Source organism: Bacillus sp. ms-22, from assembly GCF_009759805.1.
Taxonomy (GTDB): domain Bacteria; phylum Bacillota; class Bacilli; order Bacillales; family Bacillaceae; genus Bacillus; species Bacillus xiamenensis.
In genome coordinates this window covers 1,515,496-1,533,090 of the sequence record NZ_CP046653.1, presented here as the reverse complement: position 1 = coordinate 1,533,090, position 17,595 = coordinate 1,515,496, and the positions used below count along the sequence as shown (strand labels likewise).

Here is a 17,595-nt window from a genome sequence, read left to right as displayed (position 1 = left end):
TCCGAAAAAACCCCTTCCTTTTCGGTCTAATATTACATATTTTAGCACGCTTCTTAACCGCCAAGCACCGCAAAGAAACCGCAAACATATGAGAATGGCAGCAAAAACATTCGGACCCAAACACATTATTTTCGAAAAAGATGATTTTTTCCTCGTACAGACACAGACAATCCTCCCTTCACATACATTTGAGGATATAGGCAGTGGCCTAAACATGGTGGAGGTGAAAATCGTGGCAGGAGTATTTACAGCGATGGGATTGATGGTCAAAGAATTGGTGTTTTTAGTGTCCTATGTCAAAAACAATGCCTTTCCACAGCCCCTTTCGGGAGATGAAGAAAAAAAATACTTAGCCCTTATGGCGCAGGGCGATGAACATGCAAGAAACATGCTGATTGAACATAACCTTCGGCTCGTCGCCCATATTGTCAAGAAATTTGAAAATACCGGGGAAGACGCTGAAGACCTCATCTCCATCGGGACGATCGGACTGATTAAAGCCATTGAAAGCTATTCCTCTGGAAAAGGAACAAAGCTGGCAACATATGCTGCGCGGTGTATTGAGAACGAAATCCTTATGCATTTACGTGCACTCAAAAAAACAAAAAAGGACGTCTCTCTGCATGATCCTATTGGTCAGGATAAAGAAGGCAATGAAATTTCATTAATTGATGTTTTAAAATCAGAAAATGAAGATGTGATTGATACCATTCAGCTCAACATGGAGCTTGAAAAAGTCAAGGAGTATATCGACATTCTCGATGGCCGAGAGAAAGAAGTCATCGTCGGCCGGTTCGGTCTTGATTTAAAGAAAGAGAAAACGCAGCGCGAAATAGCCAAGGAGCTCGGGATATCGCGGAGCTATGTGTCACGGATAGAGAAACGCGCACTGATGAAGATGTTTCATGAGTTTTACCGGGCGGAGAAGGAGAAACGGAAGCGGGAGAAGGGGAAGTGATTTTAAGAGGCCAGGAAAAGTAAGTTTCTGGCCTCTATTTATAGATAGACAATTTAATCCATATTGTTTATAAAATCATTTATTGCTTATTTTTTCTCTAAGTTTATCTGTTCTTAACTTGTAACGAATCAGCATACTTTCTCCACTTTTTATAATTTTCATTCAATATTAAGTACAAATCACCCTTTGAACGAGTCAAGGCTACATATAATGCATTCCTTGTTTTAACTGATAGAGAACTCATCCACTGATCTTTTCGACTAGTCATATTTGTTAAAATTACACATGATTTACTATAGGTATCGCCTTTTGAGTAAGTCCAATTAATGTAATTATTCCCCACCACATGTTTTAAACGACTATTCCAAATCAGTTTAGGAATGTTAGCATCTATCATGATTTGATGGATGTTCTCAACTTCATTTAGTACTATTATATCAGCGTTTATATTCGAAGCTGAATCGATTTTTATTCCTAAATTAGACTTAATATACTCACAAACAGAAGGTGGAACTCTTCGACTTTTAGTTAATTCAGACTCATTTACCATAATTTTGTTTGAGAGTTTATTTTTCAGATCAGCCGCTGAATGAATTTTATTAAAAGGTGATGACGAACCACTGGCTCGACTTCTTATTGGAGTTAGGCAACTCTGAAATATATCACCAACTGCTGTTACTCTTATTTTTGTTTTCTCCAGTAAATATTTCATTGTCTTGAAATCAGCACCATTATAATCCTGAAATTCATCAAAATATATTGCATCACAATATTTACTAAGACGAGCTAGAACTATATTTTTATAACTTCTGTCCTGCTCTAGAAAGAGTTTACCCATCCTAGAAACAAAATAATGTCCAGTAGAGTTTATAAAATGTCCAGGTTCTTCTTTTTTTATATATGATCGTTCTCGAGAATCTTCTACTGGGCTAGACCATATATCTACCCCTCTACTCCTGATATAGGGGAACATTGAGATAGGCTCGAAAGGCTTCAGTAAATTATTATACACAAACGAATCAAATGTCGAAATATGAACTGTGGGAGGTATTGTTCCTCCAAATCGTTTTCGCACTTCTTTACGTATGTTGTCTACATTTGAGTTAGTAAAGGAAATAAGGATTACTCGTTCATTTACATCAAAGTCATTCGCTATATGGAATGTTTTCCCTGAACCCGCAACCGCTAAAACTATTTGCTTATCCATTCAATCGCCTCTTTTAAATATTCTGGAATAATTAACTCATCTAATGCTTTTTCAATTTCAAGGGCATTCTCGGTCTTATTCTTTAGCATATGAGCAAGTGCCTTATCCATTTCTTCTTCGTGGTACTCAGGTTTTGTCTTCCTGTTTTTATAAATGTCGTCGAAATAGTCCTTGTTAACATTATAAAATGACACCTCGAGGGTCCAGTTATCAGTTGATTTATCAGCACAAACTATAAAATTCTCAGATACAGAATACACGGCATCTTCTTTCCTGTCATTATCAGTAATAACAACAACTTTTTTCTTTAAAATATCAGATAGTTCTTTATATTTCTCGAAAGATATGCTTCCCATAGAAATCACATCTATACCTGAACTATCTATCTCCTCTTCAACTACTTTTTTAAAAAGTTTAGGTAGAATAATATATTCCGCAGCTCCCTCTACAAGAATCACTTTTTCTGCCAATATAAAACGAAGTACATCCAAATTATCAATTTTTTCGAAATACTTCGCCGTTTCCTCACTGAGATCTGCTAAAGAATTAGATTTCTGTTCTGACAATATTATTGTATTTTTTAGATTCAACTTGTTAACAATTAACGAACTATGGGATGCAATCACGACTTGTCCCTGAGTTACATTTCTAATCATATCAATCAATTTTCTTGTATTAGTATAGCTTAAGTGGTTCTCTGGCTCGTCTATTAACACTAAATCAAAAACATTATTGTTTACAGCCATTTCTGTTCGCACAATATTTTCTCGACCTTTTCCCATATCTTGAATCGATATTCCTGATTCAAAAATATCTAAGAGCTTAATAATATCGGTTTTTGATGAGTCCAAACCAATTTTTTGATTAGCACCAATTTTTAAATCATCATCATGTTCTTCTCGAAATTTTGAAATAGCTCTTTTAAAATTAGAGGAAATCTTACGCTGTGCTTTTTCTTCAATTTTTGCATCAAAAATCTTTTTTGCATAGCCACCGAAAATGTCATGTTTTATTGTAGAATTATCTAAATAGATAAATTTTATTGGAGACATTCTACGGACATAGTTCTTTCCCTGAAATGTGTTCCATGTGGCTTTGTAGTATTCAGTTGGAACGATATTATTACTTGCAAAGCCTTCAAGATCAATATCATCCTCAAACTCAGGGTTAAATTCATATACAAATCTAATTCCTGTTGTTGATTCTGAAGCAGCATTATAGTGAAATCCATCAAAATCGATTGATTTTATGTTGCCATCCAAATCAAGGAACAATTCGACTTCTATCTTTGGTAAAAAATCTCTTGTTTTGTTTTTAAAAAACTTTTCTGCCAACTCACTATTAATATAGCCAGAAGCAGCGCTGTCATTATAAAGGAAACTACTTTGATTTAAAACAATGTCTACTGCTTTTAAAACGGTAGATTTCCCAATCTCATTTTCACCGACTAAAACAGAAAAATGGTCATTAAAATGAACATCCAAGCTTACAAATTTTTTGAAACCTCTTATCTTAACACTTTTAATTTTCACTTTTTTAACTCCTATCTAAATTTATTAACTCCTCTAGAACGCAGTATAAATATATTGAAGTTAATATCTGATACTAATATTCTCCCTTTTTATATCGGCACGGATCTAGTTGTTAAGATCGTTTGCAAAAATTGTCGAACGAAAAGCGATCTCTTATTCATTAATCGATGTCTTAAAATCCGAAAATGAAGATGAGATCAATACCATTCAGCTCAACATGGGGCTTGAAAAAGGAAAGAAGTACATCGACATTCTCGACGACCGGGAAAAAGAAGTCATCGTCGGCCGGTTCGGCTTTGATTTAAAGAAAGAAAAAAGCAGCGGGAAATAGCCAAGAAGCTGGGGATATCGCTGAGCTATGTGTACCGGATTGAGAAACGGGCACTGATGAAGATGTTTCATATTTTTACCGGGTGGAAAAGGAAAACCGGAAGCAGGAAAAGGGAAGTGAAGCAAATAAAACAGCTTTCTTCAAAATAATAGAGATTAGAAATATAAATTCCTAGTTTAAAATCCCCTCTTATGCTGGAAAGAGGGGATTTTATATTCACACTTTGTCTAGTCCTTTAAATTAATAATACAAACATCGATAATCTCTTCGATTAAACGATTTCTTTTTTTATTTGTCGTTATACCTCTTATCATTGCAAATAAAATGCCACATAGATAAAAAACAGCGGCAAAAGTATTAAATAGAGTCAAGAATACGGGGTTTACTTCTTGAAACTTTATAGGGTTAAAAAGCATAAATGAATCAAAGTTATTTAATACGTAAATAATAACAGGGCCACAAAAAATTGCGAAAGCTTTTTTAAAAAACGCTTCGCTCTGACTCTCTGTATGAAGAGTCCTAAAGTACGCTCTTAATAATCTCAGTTTTTTTATATCAAAATCAGCATAAATCATCAATCTTCTAGACACTGTATCTAAATTTGCTAACGTATTATTAACTGGAATTTTCGATAAATCGGAAATAAGTTCCTCATCTTTTCCGTAAGGAGAATCCAACCATAAATACAAATTATTCCTTTTTGGTTTAATTGGATAATAAAGAAATAAATAAATTGGAATTGCAAAAATCGCATAACCAATGAGCATTAGAATATGAACAGAGACAGTAAAGTTTCCTGCCACTATGAAAACTATTAATAATATTATTAAAGTAAATAACCCTCCTCCACAAAATACAAAAGACCATTTTATTCCCTTACTTTTTAACACCTTACATCCTCCTTTATAACGTCCAATATCCTTCATAATTTTACCATAATTTCTTCAATATTCATTTATAGCTTGTGATACACCTATAGCTGAAAAAATACATGTTTCAATTTGACAAACATTTCTCCTTTAGAATATTTTTATAGACCCTTCTGAAAATCAATATCCCTCAACTCAACCCACTCAACAAGATCAGGCACTGTTTTTGTCGTCAAAAAATGGTGAACGATTTGATAAGCTTGATCCCGATTGATGTAGCTACATGACGGCACATACAATGGGGCGCCTGCGACCAAATGCTCGATCATTTCAATTTTTTCTCCCTTTTTAAAAGGGACCAAAAAATTTGGATATCTCATGATCAAGAACCCATACGGTTCCGTATAAAAGAAAACTAGACTTTCACTTTCCCAATCTTCTTCTATCTCAATGGAAGATTCACCGTTTCCTTGTTTCCAATACTCTTCACCCTCCTGAAAGAAAATTCTTTTCATGAATTCTTCTCCCGGATTTTCTACTGGAGCTCCTTTGGGGCCGTAGTATAAAACCATCCATATCTCTCCTTCATACCTATATCAACTTGTTAACCAACTGTTCTATTTCCTTCAAATTGATAAAAAGCTTGTGGGTCTTCGTTTAATTTTAATAAGTTATATAACTTTGGGTTTAACTCTTGAAAGTTTTGCTTGCTGACCCATTTTACTTCTTCAATATCATGATCCGGATCGAGAATACCCATTTGCCCTCCGGTGATTTTAGCAAAGAAGGTGATCATCAATACATGATGTTTTTTGTCTTGAAAGACTGCTTCTCGAACCGAATGAATTTCATTTACTTTGCAAACATACCCTGTCTCTTCATTCACCTCGCGGATCACGGCTTGATGCAGGTGTTCGCCTTTTTCTACAGCGCCACCAGGCAGTTCCCAATATCCCTTTACATTTTTAACTGCTAAAATATTTTCTTCCGTATCGTAAATAATAGCTGATACTACATCTACTCGTTTCAAATGTATCTACCTCCATCGCTCTTTGTTTACATCAATTGTCGAATAAATAGCACGAACTGTTCATTTCAATACATTCATTATACGGTATCCTTGATACATGCAAAAAGAAGCATTCAGCAGATTGGATGCCCCAGCATGTGGATCATCATCATTTTACTGATTGTCCTCATTTGGTTTACTTGGAGTATCGTTTCGTTATTAAGACAAATGAAAGAATCAAATGAGAAAAATATACAACTGTTAGAACATCAAAAACCGCAAAAATAAAAACCTCACTCTTTTGGGACTGACCCCATAAAGTGAGACAAATAAAAACACCTTTAAGTTGAAAATCGGGTATATCATATCTGAAAACAATTTGGAGGTGTTTTTTGTATGGGAACAAGAGTCAGTTACCCCGCAAGTGTAAAAGAAGAGGCGGTTCAGATGAAGTTGGCAGGAGTCTCAACAAAAGAAATCATGGACAAGCTAGGAATTAAGAATAAAACACAAGTGAAAACTTGGATGAAATGGTATCACAATGGTGAAACCCACCGGTTTCATCAACCTGTTGGAAAGCAGTATTCATACGGTAAAGGACCTGAATACCAAGATGAAAACGAGAGATTGAAAACAGAAAATCGCTATCTAAATCAACAAATAGACATATTAAAAAAGTACCGAGAATGGGAAAGGTGGTGGAGAAAGAAGCACTCGTGTCGATCTACGAAACGGTAAAAGATAAAGTGAGTGTCAGTGAATTCTGTCAGCTATTTGAAGTGGCTAAATCAACATTTTATCGTTGGAAAAAACAAGATCATCATCACTCAAAGCAACATGGGTTAATCAAGCTTATTTCAACACTTTGTAAGTTGCACAAGTATACGTATGGGTATCGTAAAATAACGGCTCTTCTACGCAAAGAAATGAAGATCAACCATAAGAGAGTACAACGAATGATGCAAACCTACGGTTTGCAGTGTCGTGTGAAAGTGAAAAAGCGTAAACAGACCGGTCAACCCTATTACATTGCAGAAAATCACTTAAAACGAGATTTTTCTGCGACCAAGCCACTTGAAAAACTGGTGACAGATATCACGTATTTGCCATTTGGGCAAAAAATGCTTTATCTATCCAGCATAAAAGATTTATATACAAGTGAGATTGTGGCTTATACGATTGGTGATAAACAGGATGTTTCTCTTGTTTTAGATACATTGAAGCAGTTAAAGACACTGCCTAAAGGCTGCGTACTTCATAGTGATCAAGGTTCGGTCTACACTTCTTATGCTTATCAAAAGGAGATAAAGGAAAAAGGCATTACCATGAGCATGTCCCGTAAGGGAATGCCCGCTGATAATGCCCCCATCGAATCCTTCCACTCAAGTTTAAAATCAGAAGGATTTTATCTCCACCACCTGACAAACACTACAACAGCCATTTTAGAAAAAACAGTCAGGAAGTATATTGATTATTATAACAATATCCGAATTCAATTGAAATTAAACAGCCAGTCACCAAAAGAGTTTCGGCAACTGGCTGTTTCGTAAAGGTGTTTTGATCCCTGTCTCAAAAACGGGGGTCAGTCCCTTTAGAGAGAGGTTTCTTAGCGTACGCAAGTATTCTTACCGTTTCTCATGAAACAACATATTTCTGATTCGATGAATATAATGCAGCGCAATATGAACGAGACATAAAATAAGCCCGATCATCGCAAGTATATAGATGGGCAGCATCAAACCAGGTACATAGTTAACGATAAAACCCAAACTAAATGCTGTCAGCATATATAGGCTAATCAACCTCATGAATACCATCCGAAGCCCTCCCTTTCTACACTCACTTTAACATGATTCCCCTTTATTTTCATAATATGCTTTAAAAAATGCGAATCTACTAAGATTCGCATAATCATTACGTATTCAATTCACCTTTCTTCTCACGCGCTTCCTTCCACTGCTCAAGCTCAGATACCGTCAATAATTGATATCCCTGTTTGGTGAGTTCTTTGATAATCGTGACGGCTGCGTTGGCTGAAGTGTCATAGATGTCGTGCATTAAGACCGTTTCACCGCTAGATGCATGGGATAGAATGTAGTTCGCGACGTATTGGCTGTTTCGATATTTCCAGTCTTCAGGATCCACATCCCAAAGGGTCACTTTCATGTGAAGAGCTTCGTTGATTTGCCCGTTTGTCCCGCCATATGGCGGTCTAAAATGAGTCGGTGTGAACCCGCTCGCTTTTTCAATGATTTGCTGCGTGTCTTCTACTTGTTTGACCGCTTGTTTTAAAGGGAGTCTTGTGAGCAAAGGGTGGTTATAGGAATGGTTTCCAATTTCATTTCCACCCTTTCTGATTTCATTTAACATATCGGGATAATACTGAACCCTGCTTCCTAATACAAAAAATGTTGCATGTCCTTTGTTTTCTTTTAATGCTGTTAAAATTTTTGAGGTCGTTGATGGATTGGGCCCATCATCAAATGTGAGTGCAATGGCTTTTTGATTTGGATGAAATGTGGATGGTTTTGGCAATTTCACAATCTTTCTTGTTGGAATCGGTTCTTTTTTCTCGTTTTTGTTCAATTCTTTCTTAATATATTCAGGTTTTAATATTCCTTTCAGCAGTGTTTTCTTAATCGCTAACACTTGAGGGCCTTGATGATTTGGAGCGATTTGTCCTCTTGGAAAGTAGAATTCAATAAAACGATCTTTGATGGCAAAATACTGATAGTTCTTCGCCTCAGGAGACGTTCCCCGTTTGAGCAGCGGCTGATTTTCAGCTAGCGTTCGATCTTTTTTTAATTCCTCAAAAGTCATATGAGATAATTTTTGAAGATTGTCCTTCTTTGATAGAAAGATATCGTTGATTGATAAAAATGTCTGTTTCTTGAAATCAAAGTTCATCACCTTCGTTTGATTGACGCCTTGCTTTCCGCCCTTCACTTCATATGTATTGAATTTGATTGCGACTGTTTGCTTGGCATAATGAATGATCTCATAATCGATGTTTAATTCGTATCGTTTTTCTTCATTGACATCACTCGCTTGACTAAATGATGTTTTAAACTTTTCTAACGCTGTCTCTGCAAATCTTTTGATCTCCTGATCTAGTTTTTCTTGATGAAACAGCGGATAGTTGACAGCATATCTCATGAATTTCCCGTCATTCACAAGTGTGACTATTTCAACTTGTTTGTAGCTCGCATCTTGTTCTACTTTTTTCCTCTCTGTCCCGCTTGCTTGCTGATTATGATAAAACGCAGCGATACCGATGACGACCGCAAGTACACATAGGACGAGACTGATCTTCCCTTTCGTTGACACAATGATTCTCCTCTCGTGATGCCGTCCTGTCTGGATGACGTGTGTTTGTAGGATAGACTTTTCACAGCCCCTTTTTAGTTTGCAAAAAAACACATTTGTCACATTTTCGACATATTTTACGAGAGACATATAAAAAGGGCTTGATCGCTCAGCCCTTATTTTTGCATATACAGTTGGAATAACTTTGTTTCTTCATCAATAGAGCGTGCCTGGTCAAAAGCTGCTCTGACTGTCTTTGAGTTGTTCACCAGCTCATACAGCATGGTGAGAACAAAAATAAATGACGCATTTCCATCAATGTAGTCATCGGGCGCTGTATAGGATATCGCCCCTGTTTCTAAAAAAGCTTCTGCCAACTTTTTTTCGCCTAGTGTACAGCCTGTACATATAATGTGGACTCCATTTAACGAAGCATACCGCTTTATGTCATCCGCACCAAAAGCAGCACCTCTCGGCTCACCCTCTTCGTATACATCTTCTCCTAACTCCGGCATGAGAAACGCTCCTTCTTCTCCGTGAAAGGATAAAAGAATGAAATCCGTTTCGCCTCTATTCCTCCCGGATAAAACATTAATCAGGTCATTCGGTCTGCCTATCCAATGCATATCGACTTTTGCGCCAAAGTTTTCAAGTGCTGCACGAAGCGCAAAGGATTCCAGCTCACTATTTGGTCCGGCTATCAACGTGATGCGCATGACTGGCTGGCTCATTTATATCCCCTCCAAACGATGATAAACATAGCACCATTTTTTCCTCATCTACATAAGCACCATTTATTTTTAGTGCTTTTTCCTCTACCGCATACGACTTAAATCCAACAGACTTGTAAAGATGTTTGGCTGGGTCGTTTGTTGTGACCACTGTTAAATATATTTGTTCGATGTCTTTTTTTTCGCGTGCAAAAGAAAGTACTTTTGTCAGAAGTGCCTTCCCCATTCCTTTTCCGCGTCCACCGGTCGTTACATACATCGCTGCCACATTGGCACGGTGCTTTAATTTCTGCAAGGTTTCTTGTATGAGTGTAACCGAACCGACCAGCTGACCTTGATGAAAGGCGCCGAATGTCCACATAGATTGTGTAGAGGCAAAACGAGCCTTATATTTATTCTTCGTATCTAGCTTCTCTTCCTCGTAACTCATAGCAAAACTCTCTGGATTTAATCGGAGTGCTTCTAATCTCAAGTTCGCATATTCCTGAGCATCTTCTGGTGTTAACAATCGAATATTCAGAAAATCGCCTCCATCAGAATGAATTGATACTTCCAATTTTATCTTGAAAGGCGCTTTTGATCAAAATTTTTATACAAAAATAAAAAGGCATCCCATCACAGGATGCCTCACTTCTTTTTTTACTATTAAACTACCACTTACAGCGTTTGACCGGGCGGCAGCAAGGATTCTTGATATCACTGCCACAATCGTACTCTTCTACAATATACTCGTTTCGAGTAGATTGCGTCACAGGATAGTAGTTTTCAATTCTTTTGATGTTTTTATTCACGTTTGTGATATGAGTTGGATGAATCTTTCTGATCGTTTGTTCGTTTGTTGTCGTGTTGACAATTTGACGTGTAGGGTATACAACCGCTTCAACTTCTCCAAGATTCCCCCTGCGAGGCCCAAAGAAAAAATTGTCTAATCGATTCCGGCTCATCTCAACACCCCTTCAAGTTGTCTTTCACTTACACTCTATCGTATGTAAGAGACGCGATTTGTGATTAGATGCTTGTCTATTTTGGATAAAATTCGCATGCAATCTATTTTTCTCTTTCTTTACAAAAGGACAATTTTAACATATTATACAAATGATCTTTTGTGAAAGAAAGGACATTCATTGATGAAAACAAAACATAAGCTCTTTTCATTGTTCATCCTGCTCGTTGTGATCATCACCCTCCCACTGCTGTCGCCTATGGTTTTTACAAATGCGACTGAAAGAGGAGCCATTCGGCATGCCATTTATCAAGAAGGCTACCCTTACCAAAGCTATTTTGCTATTTTGCAAAAAAAAGATGATGTAGACCCTCAATATGGCCAGCTTTATGATGTGTATTGGCAGGCTTGGAAAAGCGAAACGGGGATGACACCTTACGTCTGCTATTCAAAAAAGATACAAGAAAAAGAATATAAGGTCAGCTGCGGAACTGCACCATAATCTTTCCAATGACCTTAAAAAAAGAGGTGAACGATATGTTTAACACAACATCACAAACCATGGAACGAAACAAATTGGACATTGCACTTGAACTCACTCAATTGCATTTGAATCGTTATGAAACGAAACATCCTGATCAGCTCAGTGAAATTTATGCAAAATATTATGCACTTCTTGAAGTACTGGATTTGTCTTCATATGATCAATTGATTGATTTACTGCCACATGAGCTGAAACAGACGCTTGAGTAAAAAAAACCATCTATCCACGGGACGGGACTGACCCCCGTTTTTGAGACAGGAATCAAAACAGCATTTAGGGGATCATATTCAAACATTTTCACGTGCACACCAGCATGAGCTGACCGCCCTCGTTTGCTATAACGATGAGGTGGGGTTAGAAGTGGCAAATGTATGCAGTGAAATGGGGCTATCCATTCAAGATGATCTGTCGATTATTGGACAGGATAACTCGTATATTGTCCAAAAAAATGCCCCTGTGAAGCTGACAACACTGACACATCCTCAGGAGCAAATGGGACGAGATGCAACAGACTGGATGATTAAGAACATTCAAGGAAAAAAGAACCTGCCTGATCAAACGTTTTACGAGCCCGAACTGATTCCAGGTGAAACGATTAAACAACTGAATGCACGAAAAAAATGAGCCCTCTTTACAGGTGGCTCATTTTGCTGTTGATCTTTTTAGCATGCTCATCAAATCATATGACGGGGGAACCTCTTTGCCTTGTTCTTTAGGGTCTAAGATATTGTCATAAAGGTGTCTTCATGATTCATGAATAAAAAAATCCCCATCTTTTATCAAGATAGGGAGAATATCTATTATGCTTCTTCTTTATTTGATGGCACTGCACATACGCCATCTGCACATGCTGCTTCAAATGAAGCATCAGCAGCTTTCTTCGTTTGCACTGCTTCTTCTGTCCAAGCCGTTTCAAGCGCACGAAGGAACGTATCTGCTGGCTGTGCACCAGCAACCGAATATTTGTCATTGATCAAGAAAAAAGGCACGGCAGAAATTCCGAGCTGTCTAGCTTCTCTTTCATCTTTTCGCACTTCATCTGCAAATTCTTCTCCGTCTAGAACCTTCTGTACTTCGTTCTGATCAAGACCTGCTTTTTCAGCAATTTCTAAAAGGGTTTGACGATCACCAACATGCTTGCCATCTGTAAAATACGCTTGAAACAGCTCTCCCATGACAAGATCGCCTTTTCCCATTTTTCCAGCATATTGTGCGAGCTGGTGGGCATCAAAGGTGTTTGTTAAAATAAGTGGATCGAATTGAAAATCGATTCCTTTCTCCTTGCCAGCCTGCTTTATTTGTTCATTCATTGCGATGGCTCTGCTGCGGCTCATGCCATATTTTTTGACGAGCATATCATGCACATCATAATCTACTTCAACAGGTGCATGCGGATCAAGCTCAAAGCTTTTAAACTCTACTTCTACCTGTTCCTTATGAGGGAATTGATCAAGCGCTGTTTCTAGCTGTTTTTTTCCTATATAACAAAAAGGACAGGCGATATCTGACCAGATTTGTACTTTCATCTTCATCTTCCTTCCGAGGCTTACGTTTTTTCCTTTAAAGATGTAACTATTATAGTTACATCCAATCCTTTATGTCAAGTGATCCTCCTTTTTGAGTTCCATTTTATTAAAAAAACCTTTCCCTAAAAAAGGAAAGGTTTTAACCATGGCTATTCTAAGTTCGCATGGTGACCGTACATGTTATGTGTGTCGAGCTCTTTCATCTCCATCAATCTCAAGACGACCGCATCATACATAAGGAGCAAAGATTGCTCAAATAATGAGCCCATCGGCTGAATCGTATGATGCTTTCCCTCATGTTGATCCTTTGGCGCACCTGACAGTAAGATGACTTCATCCGATAGATCAGCTATAGGTGATTCAGCTGAAAGAGTAAACGTTGCCACTCTTCCGCCAATCGCCTTTGCCTTTTTCACGAGCACAAGCAAGGTCTCTGTGCGACCAGAACCGCTTCCGACAATGAATAGATCCTCTTTTGTAAAAGCAGGCGTATTCGTTTCGCCGATCACATAAGCCTTGATGCCGATATGCGTGAGCCTCATGGCAAACGCTTTTCCCATCAAACCAGATCTGCCTGCACCAGCCACAAAGACCTTCCTTGCGTTTAAAATACTTGAGACAAGCTTTTCTGTTTGTTCATCTTGAGTAGCTAACGAGTGCTCAGATAGCTCACTTAAAATGACTTTCACATAGTCGCTTGTTTTCATGATTGTGTGATCAACTGCTTCATTTGCGCCGCCACTTCTGCTTTATTGTCTTGGCTCGCAATACCACCGCCGACAATAATTAAATCTGGGTTTAATTTCACAACTTCAGGTAACGTATCAAGCTTAATACCGCCTGCAATCGCTGTTTTCGCCTGTTTGACCACTTGTTTAATGGTCATAAGGTCAGCAAATGAGTTTTGACCAACTGCTTGCAGGTCATAGCCTGTGTGCACACAAATATAATCGACTCCAAGCTCATCCAGCTCTTTCGCACGACCAGCGATATCTTTAATACCAATCATATCGACTAAAATTTCTTTCCCTCTTGCTTTTGCTTCCTTCACCGCTCCTTGAATGGACATATCTTCTGCCGCCGCAAGAATGGTCACAATATCCGCTCCAGCTTCGGATGCCTGCTGCACTTCATAACCGGCAGCATCCATAATTTTCAGATCGGCCAGCACACGTAAATTCGGAAACGCCTGTTTGACTTCTTTCACAGCACGCAGCCCTTCGTTGATCACAACGGGTGTCCCAATCTCGACCACATCAATAAATTCTTCTACTTCTTTGATCAGCTCAATTGCTTCTGGTATATTCACTAAATCTAATGCTAATTGTAATTTCATCAACTTTCACTCCTGTGCATTTATTTCATCTTCAAGAGCTCCGCGGATGATGCATCTTGAATCTTTCTTGCATGAAACGAGTATAACAACAGGAATGGCGCAATCCTAGTACGCACTTTTTTTTTACATACTATACTTTTTCGCATATGGTCACAAAAAAGATACTGTCTTTCGACCAGTATCTCATGTAGGTATTTCTATTTATCGTGCTTTAAGAAATTGCTGTCGAGATATTGTTTGCCCCAATCATACATCGCCTCTAAAATTGGCATTAAGCTTTCTCCCAGTTCTGTGAGAGAATACTCAACCTTTGGCGGAACGACGGGATAAACCTCCCGGTGCACAATGTGATCTTCCTCTAATTCTCTTAGCTGATTGACAAGCATTCTTTGCGTAATCCCAGGCATTAACGACTTTAACTCACCAAACCGTTTTGTCCCTTCTCTGCCAAGGTGCCATAAAATCAACATTTTCCACTTACCACCGATAATATTCAGCGTCAGCTCTTTTTCGCAATTGAACACTTTATTTTCCATTCGTGATGACAATAACATACACTCCTTTGATCTCAAACCATTTACAGATTATCATATACCGCGGCAAAATGGATTACCTGAGCATACGGTTTTCATTATTGATTTTGTTTTTTCACAAAAGCCATGACAGCCTTTGTCATCTCTTGCGCTTCTTTTGGCGCCCGGTCTGATCCAAACCATTTATTTAGGTCACTGTGGCTCAGCGTATGAACCCGAAAAACATACCGAGAGCCTTTATCATGATTGAGCTTTTCGGCAAATCGATATCCTTCAGGATTTTCCCATCTTGTAACTAAATAAACAGGCGGCAGGTTGGCTCCGTTCATATAAGTGACAGGCGAAGCCTTTGTCCAGGTCTTCTCCTGTTGGCCAAACACTTTTTTATACGATGGAATGGCTTGTATAAATTGATTCATGTTTAACGGTCCATCTAAAATAACGATGGATTTGATCGTTTTTGGCGACAGCCCCACACGTTTTAAGTAGGTCGAATCTGTAGCAACCAATGCCGTTAAATGACCACCTGCTGAGTGACCCATGACATTAATTTTTGACGAATCGATTTGATATTCATCTGCATGATCCTTGACCCACTTAATAGCATTCGCCGTATCATCTGCCATCTGCTCATAGGTGGCATCAGGGTGAAGCCTGTAATTCATTGAAACAAACACATACCCTTGACCCGTAAAATAATCCGCTTTAGAAGCAACTCTGTTTTTATCACCGCCTGTCCATCCTCCCCCATGGAGATAGATCATCACTGGATGCTTCTTCTTTTTGTCTTCATCTTTTCCCTTTGGCATATACATATCGAGTGTTTGCTGTTTGTTTTGTGTGTCTGCGTAATGGATGTTTGTCGTCGGTTTAGGCTGGTTGAAACGGAACACAAAAAACGCACTAACCAATAAGCCTGTGATGACAGCTACAAATAAGAGCCCTTTCATGATTCGATTCAATGTCATTGCACCTTTCTGTGTTGGGATGGGGAAGTATGATTCGCACATATGTAGAGCGACTAGCCCGATTCATTTGATACGACTTGTATGACTTGAACCGTTTGACAGTAAAAAGAAAAATACTGTTCTTCATAATCTTCGACAAAGTAATTCAAATATTCCCAGCCTCTATCCAAAAGTTGAATGTTCAAAAAAAGATAGGAATCGTTTGTTAACTCCAAATCTTTGATTTGAACAGAAGAGACGTTGGTAAATTTCAGATGAATGTCTGCTTGCAGATTCGGGGAATCATATGGGATGTGTATTACAATACAGTTGATCAAGTCGTAATGTTCATTATACTCTTTAAAGTAGTGAAATTCATTGATTTGCTTTAGATGGTTGATATTGAAATCAGGGATTTGTTTCTGGATTTTTTCATTTAAAAACCATGTCATTGTTTGGCCTCCAAGAGGTTATTGTATAAGTGCAATGATTCGTTTTCTTGTTTCTTCATGGTATTGAACATAGGAATGCAATAAAGGATACGATTCAAGGATCTGTTGACATGATTTGATTTGGGGATATTGCTCTTCAAATGACTGACGTAGCACGTTTAACTGTTTTTTCGGTATTCGTTTATGATCGATCACAAGACTCAAGCTGCCTGCAACAAGTGTAAAAAACATATAAACATCTCCTGAGCATATCCCAGTTTCTTCTTCAAAAGAGACGATATCATCTGGATAACTAGAATCTAATAAGTATTGATAACGTTTCTTTAATTCATCGAATAAGCCTTGTTTATCCCCGCTGATTTTCATGGCCCTCTCCCCATTCTCTCAATGTTTTTAATTCTGATTTAGACGCTAATGAGATCTTTCTATACACTGCAAATAAATTCTTGTGAATCGAAACATACGTTTTTCGATTCTATTGCGAGTAACATCCCATTGATGTTAAATAGAAAATTTGCATTTGAATCAAATTCTTCAAGAAGTACATTTTTAAGGTTCCCTATCCCATTAGGATGGTAACTACATTCAAAAATTTGCCAATTCATCTCTTCTTGAATCAATTCTTCAAATCTATCATTACCTTCACCCCCATTATAATAAAGACTCGCCACATTCATAAATCGCAATTCATGATACCGAGCATCATTTATTTCACTTATACTAATGTTTATGACTAGTTCTTTACGAAAAAAATCAAATGAGAATGCCAGTACATCACAGACACCATCTAAATAATCGATCCATTTCTCTATACTGCTAAACATCTCATTCACTCCCCTAACGTATTCCCCTATTTTTTCAGAATGAACTCTATTCTTATCGTGTCACGGAGTTTGTAAATATTCTTCAAATGAAATAAAGTCCGCTTTTTTTCGAAATTCGCTTAAGATATTCTGATCTCCTGTAAAAATAACATCTGTCGAATCAAAAAATCCGATTTCAAACACGGCTTGAGGGATAACGGGTGTATAATTCACGTTCCAATATCGTTCATTCTCTTCAATTTGAGGTATTGAACTGATATTCAAATGCTCTACATGACGAGGCAATGCGGTCAAAACAGCGAAAATAAAAGAATAAGAATAGTCGTGTAAGAATTTTTTGAAATGTTCACCCTTTAGAAATAAAAAATCCGTATAATTCGGCATGACTTCTGAATGAGATTGATTTTTTCGATCGTGAAGCATTGTGAGGGTCACATCACTTATGACCCAGTTATACTCTTCTACGTTTAAATTGATTTTCTTTATTAATTCATTTACTTCGAATAGATTTTTCTCTTTTGCTAATACGATTCTCATTACTTGCTCC

At 37.8% G+C, this 17,595-nt stretch carries 24 protein-coding genes and 2 pseudogenes; 7 read left to right on the top strand and 19 right to left on the bottom strand.

What is annotated here, in order from left to right; translation table 11 throughout:
• Positions 1-229: 229 nt before the first annotated feature.
• On the top strand, positions 230-958 hold the full coding sequence (gene sigK, locus GPA07_RS07970) for an RNA polymerase sporulation sigma factor SigK (RefSeq protein ID WP_157293144.1): 729 nt from the start codon (positions 230-232) through the stop codon (positions 956-958).
• Positions 959-1,061: 103 nt separating this feature from the next.
• On the opposite strand, the gene GPA07_RS07965 is transcribed toward sigK, so the two are convergent.
• Together GPA07_RS07965 and GPA07_RS07960 are read right to left on the bottom strand one after the other, a co-directional pair.
• Complete coding sequence (locus GPA07_RS07965) at positions 1,062-2,165, bottom strand: UvrD-helicase domain-containing protein (RefSeq protein ID WP_144610286.1); 1,104 nt, start codon at positions 2,163-2,165, stop codon at positions 1,062-1,064.
• On the bottom strand, positions 2,150-3,697 hold the full coding sequence (locus GPA07_RS07960; protein WP_144610288.1) for an ATP-dependent nuclease: 1,548 nt from the start codon (positions 3,695-3,697) through the stop codon (positions 2,150-2,152). The genes GPA07_RS07965 and GPA07_RS07960 overlap by 16 nt, the downstream gene beginning before the upstream one ends.
• 154 nt (positions 3,698-3,851) lie before the next feature.
• Here GPA07_RS07960 and GPA07_RS07955 point away from each other — a divergent pair.
• Positions 3,852-4,203 (top strand): annotated as a pseudogene (locus tag GPA07_RS07955) (sigma factor-like helix-turn-helix DNA-binding protein); the annotation flags it as partial.
• A 52-nt stretch (positions 4,204-4,255) separates the two neighbouring features.
• Here the strand turns inward: GPA07_RS07955 and GPA07_RS07950 are convergent.
• The 3 genes from GPA07_RS07950 to GPA07_RS07940 form a co-directional block, all read right to left on the bottom strand.
• The gene (locus GPA07_RS07950; protein ID WP_144610290.1) at positions 4,256-4,918 is read right to left on the bottom strand and encodes a hypothetical protein; all 663 of its coding nucleotides are present in this window, start codon (positions 4,916-4,918) and stop codon (positions 4,256-4,258) included.
• A 140-nt stretch (positions 4,919-5,058) separates the two neighbouring features.
• Positions 5,059-5,469 carry an Imm1 family immunity protein gene (locus GPA07_RS07945; RefSeq protein ID WP_157292315.1) on the bottom strand — a complete coding sequence of 137 codons (411 nt, stop codon included), beginning with the start codon at positions 5,467-5,469 and terminating at the stop codon, positions 5,059-5,061.
• Between the two features lie 32 nt (positions 5,470-5,501).
• Positions 5,502-5,927 (bottom strand): NUDIX hydrolase, encoded by a 426-nt coding sequence (locus tag GPA07_RS07940; RefSeq protein ID WP_157292314.1) that lies wholly within the window; start codon positions 5,925-5,927, stop codon positions 5,502-5,504.
• Between the two features lie 135 nt (positions 5,928-6,062).
• Between GPA07_RS07940 and GPA07_RS19005 the strand changes: the two genes are divergently transcribed.
• The gene (locus tag GPA07_RS19005) at positions 6,063-6,194 is read left to right on the top strand and encodes a hypothetical protein (RefSeq protein WP_268389901.1); all 132 of its coding nucleotides are present in this window, start codon (positions 6,063-6,065) and stop codon (positions 6,192-6,194) included.
• Positions 6,195-6,302: 108 nt separating this feature from the next.
• Positions 6,303-7,456, top strand: a protein-coding gene (locus tag GPA07_RS07935) for an IS3 family transposase (protein ID WP_157292313.1) whose coding sequence is annotated in 2 segments (ribosomal slippage) — positions 6,303-6,576 and positions 6,576-7,456 — 1,155 coding nt in all. Because the reading frame shifts where the segments join, the coding sequence is not laid out codon by codon here.
• A 75-nt stretch (positions 7,457-7,531) separates the two neighbouring features.
• Here GPA07_RS07935 and GPA07_RS07930 read toward each other — a convergent pair.
• The 5 genes from GPA07_RS07930 to GPA07_RS07910 all read right to left on the bottom strand — a co-directional run bounded on the left by GPA07_RS07930 (position 7,532) and on the right by GPA07_RS07910 (position 10,887).
• Positions 7,532-7,723, bottom strand: coding sequence for a hypothetical protein (locus GPA07_RS07930; protein WP_017367648.1), 192 nt, complete (start codon positions 7,721-7,723; stop codon positions 7,532-7,534).
• Positions 7,724-7,820: 97 nt separating this feature from the next.
• Entirely contained in the window at positions 7,821-9,233 is a 1,413-nt protein-coding gene (locus tag GPA07_RS07925; protein ID WP_157292312.1) for a polysaccharide deacetylase family protein, read from the bottom strand.
• 155 nt (positions 9,234-9,388) lie between these two features.
• Positions 9,389-9,943, bottom strand: coding sequence for a hypothetical protein (locus tag GPA07_RS07920; RefSeq protein WP_025207660.1), 555 nt, complete (start codon positions 9,941-9,943; stop codon positions 9,389-9,391).
• A complete protein-coding gene (locus GPA07_RS07915; protein ID WP_367616259.1) occupies positions 9,897-10,415 on the bottom strand; it encodes a GNAT family N-acetyltransferase in 519 nt (172 codons plus the stop codon). The genes GPA07_RS07920 and GPA07_RS07915 overlap by 47 nt, the downstream gene beginning before the upstream one ends.
• A 178-nt stretch (positions 10,416-10,593) precedes the next feature.
• Positions 10,594-10,887, bottom strand: coding sequence for a spore coat protein (locus tag GPA07_RS07910; protein WP_157292311.1), 294 nt, complete (start codon positions 10,885-10,887; stop codon positions 10,594-10,596).
• Positions 10,888-11,070: 183 nt separating this feature from the next.
• Between GPA07_RS07910 and GPA07_RS07905 the strand changes: the two genes are divergently transcribed.
• The 3 genes and pseudogenes from GPA07_RS07905 to GPA07_RS07895 form a co-directional block, all read left to right on the top strand.
• Entirely contained in the window at positions 11,071-11,388 is a 318-nt protein-coding gene (locus tag GPA07_RS07905; protein WP_008356159.1) for a hypothetical protein, read from the top strand.
• 35 nt (positions 11,389-11,423) lie between these two features.
• Positions 11,424-11,639, top strand: coding sequence for a hypothetical protein (locus tag GPA07_RS07900; protein ID WP_008356156.1), 216 nt, complete (start codon positions 11,424-11,426; stop codon positions 11,637-11,639).
• Positions 11,640-11,676: 37 nt separating this feature from the next.
• A pseudogene (locus GPA07_RS07895) lies at positions 11,677-12,064 on the top strand (substrate-binding domain-containing protein); the annotation flags it as partial.
• Positions 12,065-12,230: 166 nt separating this feature from the next.
• Here the strand turns inward: GPA07_RS07895 and GPA07_RS07890 are convergent.
• From GPA07_RS07890 to GPA07_RS07850, 9 genes are all read right to left on the bottom strand, one after another.
• Positions 12,231-12,956, bottom strand: coding sequence for a DsbA family oxidoreductase (locus GPA07_RS07890; RefSeq protein WP_157292310.1), 726 nt, complete (start codon positions 12,954-12,956; stop codon positions 12,231-12,233).
• A 149-nt stretch (positions 12,957-13,105) separates the two neighbouring features.
• Complete coding sequence (gene hxlB / locus GPA07_RS07885) at positions 13,106-13,663, bottom strand: 6-phospho-3-hexuloisomerase (protein WP_157292309.1); 558 nt, start codon at positions 13,661-13,663, stop codon at positions 13,106-13,108.
• Positions 13,660-14,292: a 3-hexulose-6-phosphate synthase gene (gene hxlA / locus GPA07_RS07880; protein ID WP_071168885.1), complete on the bottom strand. Its 633-nt coding sequence runs from the start codon at positions 14,290-14,292 to the stop codon at positions 13,660-13,662. The genes hxlB and hxlA overlap by 4 nt, the downstream gene beginning before the upstream one ends.
• Positions 14,293-14,489: 197 nt before the next feature.
• A complete protein-coding gene (locus tag GPA07_RS07875) occupies positions 14,490-14,846 on the bottom strand; it encodes a winged helix-turn-helix transcriptional regulator (protein ID WP_157292308.1) in 357 nt (118 codons plus the stop codon).
• A 77-nt stretch (positions 14,847-14,923) separates the two neighbouring features.
• Positions 14,924-15,793, bottom strand: a complete 870-nt coding sequence (locus GPA07_RS07870; protein WP_157292307.1) for an alpha/beta hydrolase — start codon at positions 15,791-15,793, stop codon at positions 14,924-14,926.
• Between the two features lie 53 nt (positions 15,794-15,846).
• On the bottom strand, positions 15,847-16,224 hold the full coding sequence (locus GPA07_RS07865) for a hypothetical protein (protein ID WP_008356143.1): 378 nt from the start codon (positions 16,222-16,224) through the stop codon (positions 15,847-15,849).
• Positions 16,225-16,242: 18 nt separating this feature from the next.
• The gene (locus tag GPA07_RS07860) at positions 16,243-16,590 is read right to left on the bottom strand and encodes a YxiJ family protein (RefSeq protein WP_157292306.1); all 348 of its coding nucleotides are present in this window, start codon (positions 16,588-16,590) and stop codon (positions 16,243-16,245) included.
• 59 nt (positions 16,591-16,649) lie between these two features.
• A complete protein-coding gene (locus tag GPA07_RS07855; protein WP_008342588.1) occupies positions 16,650-17,048 on the bottom strand; it encodes a YxiG family protein in 399 nt (132 codons plus the stop codon).
• Positions 17,049-17,108: 60 nt separating this feature from the next.
• Positions 17,109-17,585: a hypothetical protein gene (locus tag GPA07_RS07850; RefSeq protein ID WP_071168882.1), complete on the bottom strand. Its 477-nt coding sequence runs from the start codon at positions 17,583-17,585 to the stop codon at positions 17,109-17,111.
• Positions 17,586-17,595: the final 10 nt, after the last annotated feature.

Coding starts and splice junctions, on each gene's coding strand:
- GPA07_RS07965 (WP_144610286.1), bottom strand. CDS start 2,165: ATGGATAAGCAAATAGTTTTAGCGGTTGCGGGTTCAGGGAAAACATTC.
- GPA07_RS07945 (WP_157292315.1), bottom strand. CDS start 5,469: ATGGTTTTATACTACGGCCCCAAAGGAGCTCCAGTAGAAAATCCGGGA.
- GPA07_RS19005 (WP_268389901.1), top strand. CDS start 6,063: ATGTGGATCATCATCATTTTACTGATTGTCCTCATTTGGTTTACTTGG.
- GPA07_RS07930 (WP_017367648.1), bottom strand. CDS start 7,723: ATGGTATTCATGAGGTTGATTAGCCTATATATGCTGACAGCATTTAGT.
- GPA07_RS07920 (WP_025207660.1), bottom strand. CDS start 9,943: ATGAGCCAGCCAGTCATGCGCATCACGTTGATAGCCGGACCAAATAGT.
- GPA07_RS07910 (WP_157292311.1), bottom strand. CDS start 10,887: ATGAGCCGGAATCGATTAGACAATTTTTTCTTTGGGCCTCGCAGGGGG.
- GPA07_RS07905 (WP_008356159.1), top strand. CDS start 11,071: ATGAAAACAAAACATAAGCTCTTTTCATTGTTCATCCTGCTCGTTGTG.
- GPA07_RS07900 (WP_008356156.1), top strand. CDS start 11,424: ATGTTTAACACAACATCACAAACCATGGAACGAAACAAATTGGACATT.
- GPA07_RS07890 (WP_157292310.1), bottom strand. CDS start 12,956: ATGAAAGTACAAATCTGGTCAGATATCGCCTGTCCTTTTTGTTATATA.
- hxlB (WP_157292309.1), bottom strand. CDS start 13,663: ATGAAAACAAGCGACTATGTGAAAGTCATTTTAAGTGAGCTATCTGAG.
- hxlA (WP_071168885.1), bottom strand. CDS start 14,292: ATGAAATTACAATTAGCATTAGATTTAGTGAATATACCAGAAGCAATT.
- GPA07_RS07875 (WP_157292308.1), bottom strand. CDS start 14,846: ATGTTATTGTCATCACGAATGGAAAATAAAGTGTTCAATTGCGAAAAA.
- GPA07_RS07870 (WP_157292307.1), bottom strand. CDS start 15,793: ATGACATTGAATCGAATCATGAAAGGGCTCTTATTTGTAGCTGTCATC.
- GPA07_RS07865 (WP_008356143.1), bottom strand. CDS start 16,224: ATGACATGGTTTTTAAATGAAAAAATCCAGAAACAAATCCCTGATTTC.
- GPA07_RS07860 (WP_157292306.1), bottom strand. CDS start 16,590: ATGAAAATCAGCGGGGATAAACAAGGCTTATTCGATGAATTAAAGAAA.
- GPA07_RS07855 (WP_008342588.1), bottom strand. CDS start 17,048: ATGTTTAGCAGTATAGAGAAATGGATCGATTATTTAGATGGTGTCTGT.
- GPA07_RS07850 (WP_071168882.1), bottom strand. CDS start 17,585: ATGAGAATCGTATTAGCAAAAGAGAAAAATCTATTCGAAGTAAATGAA.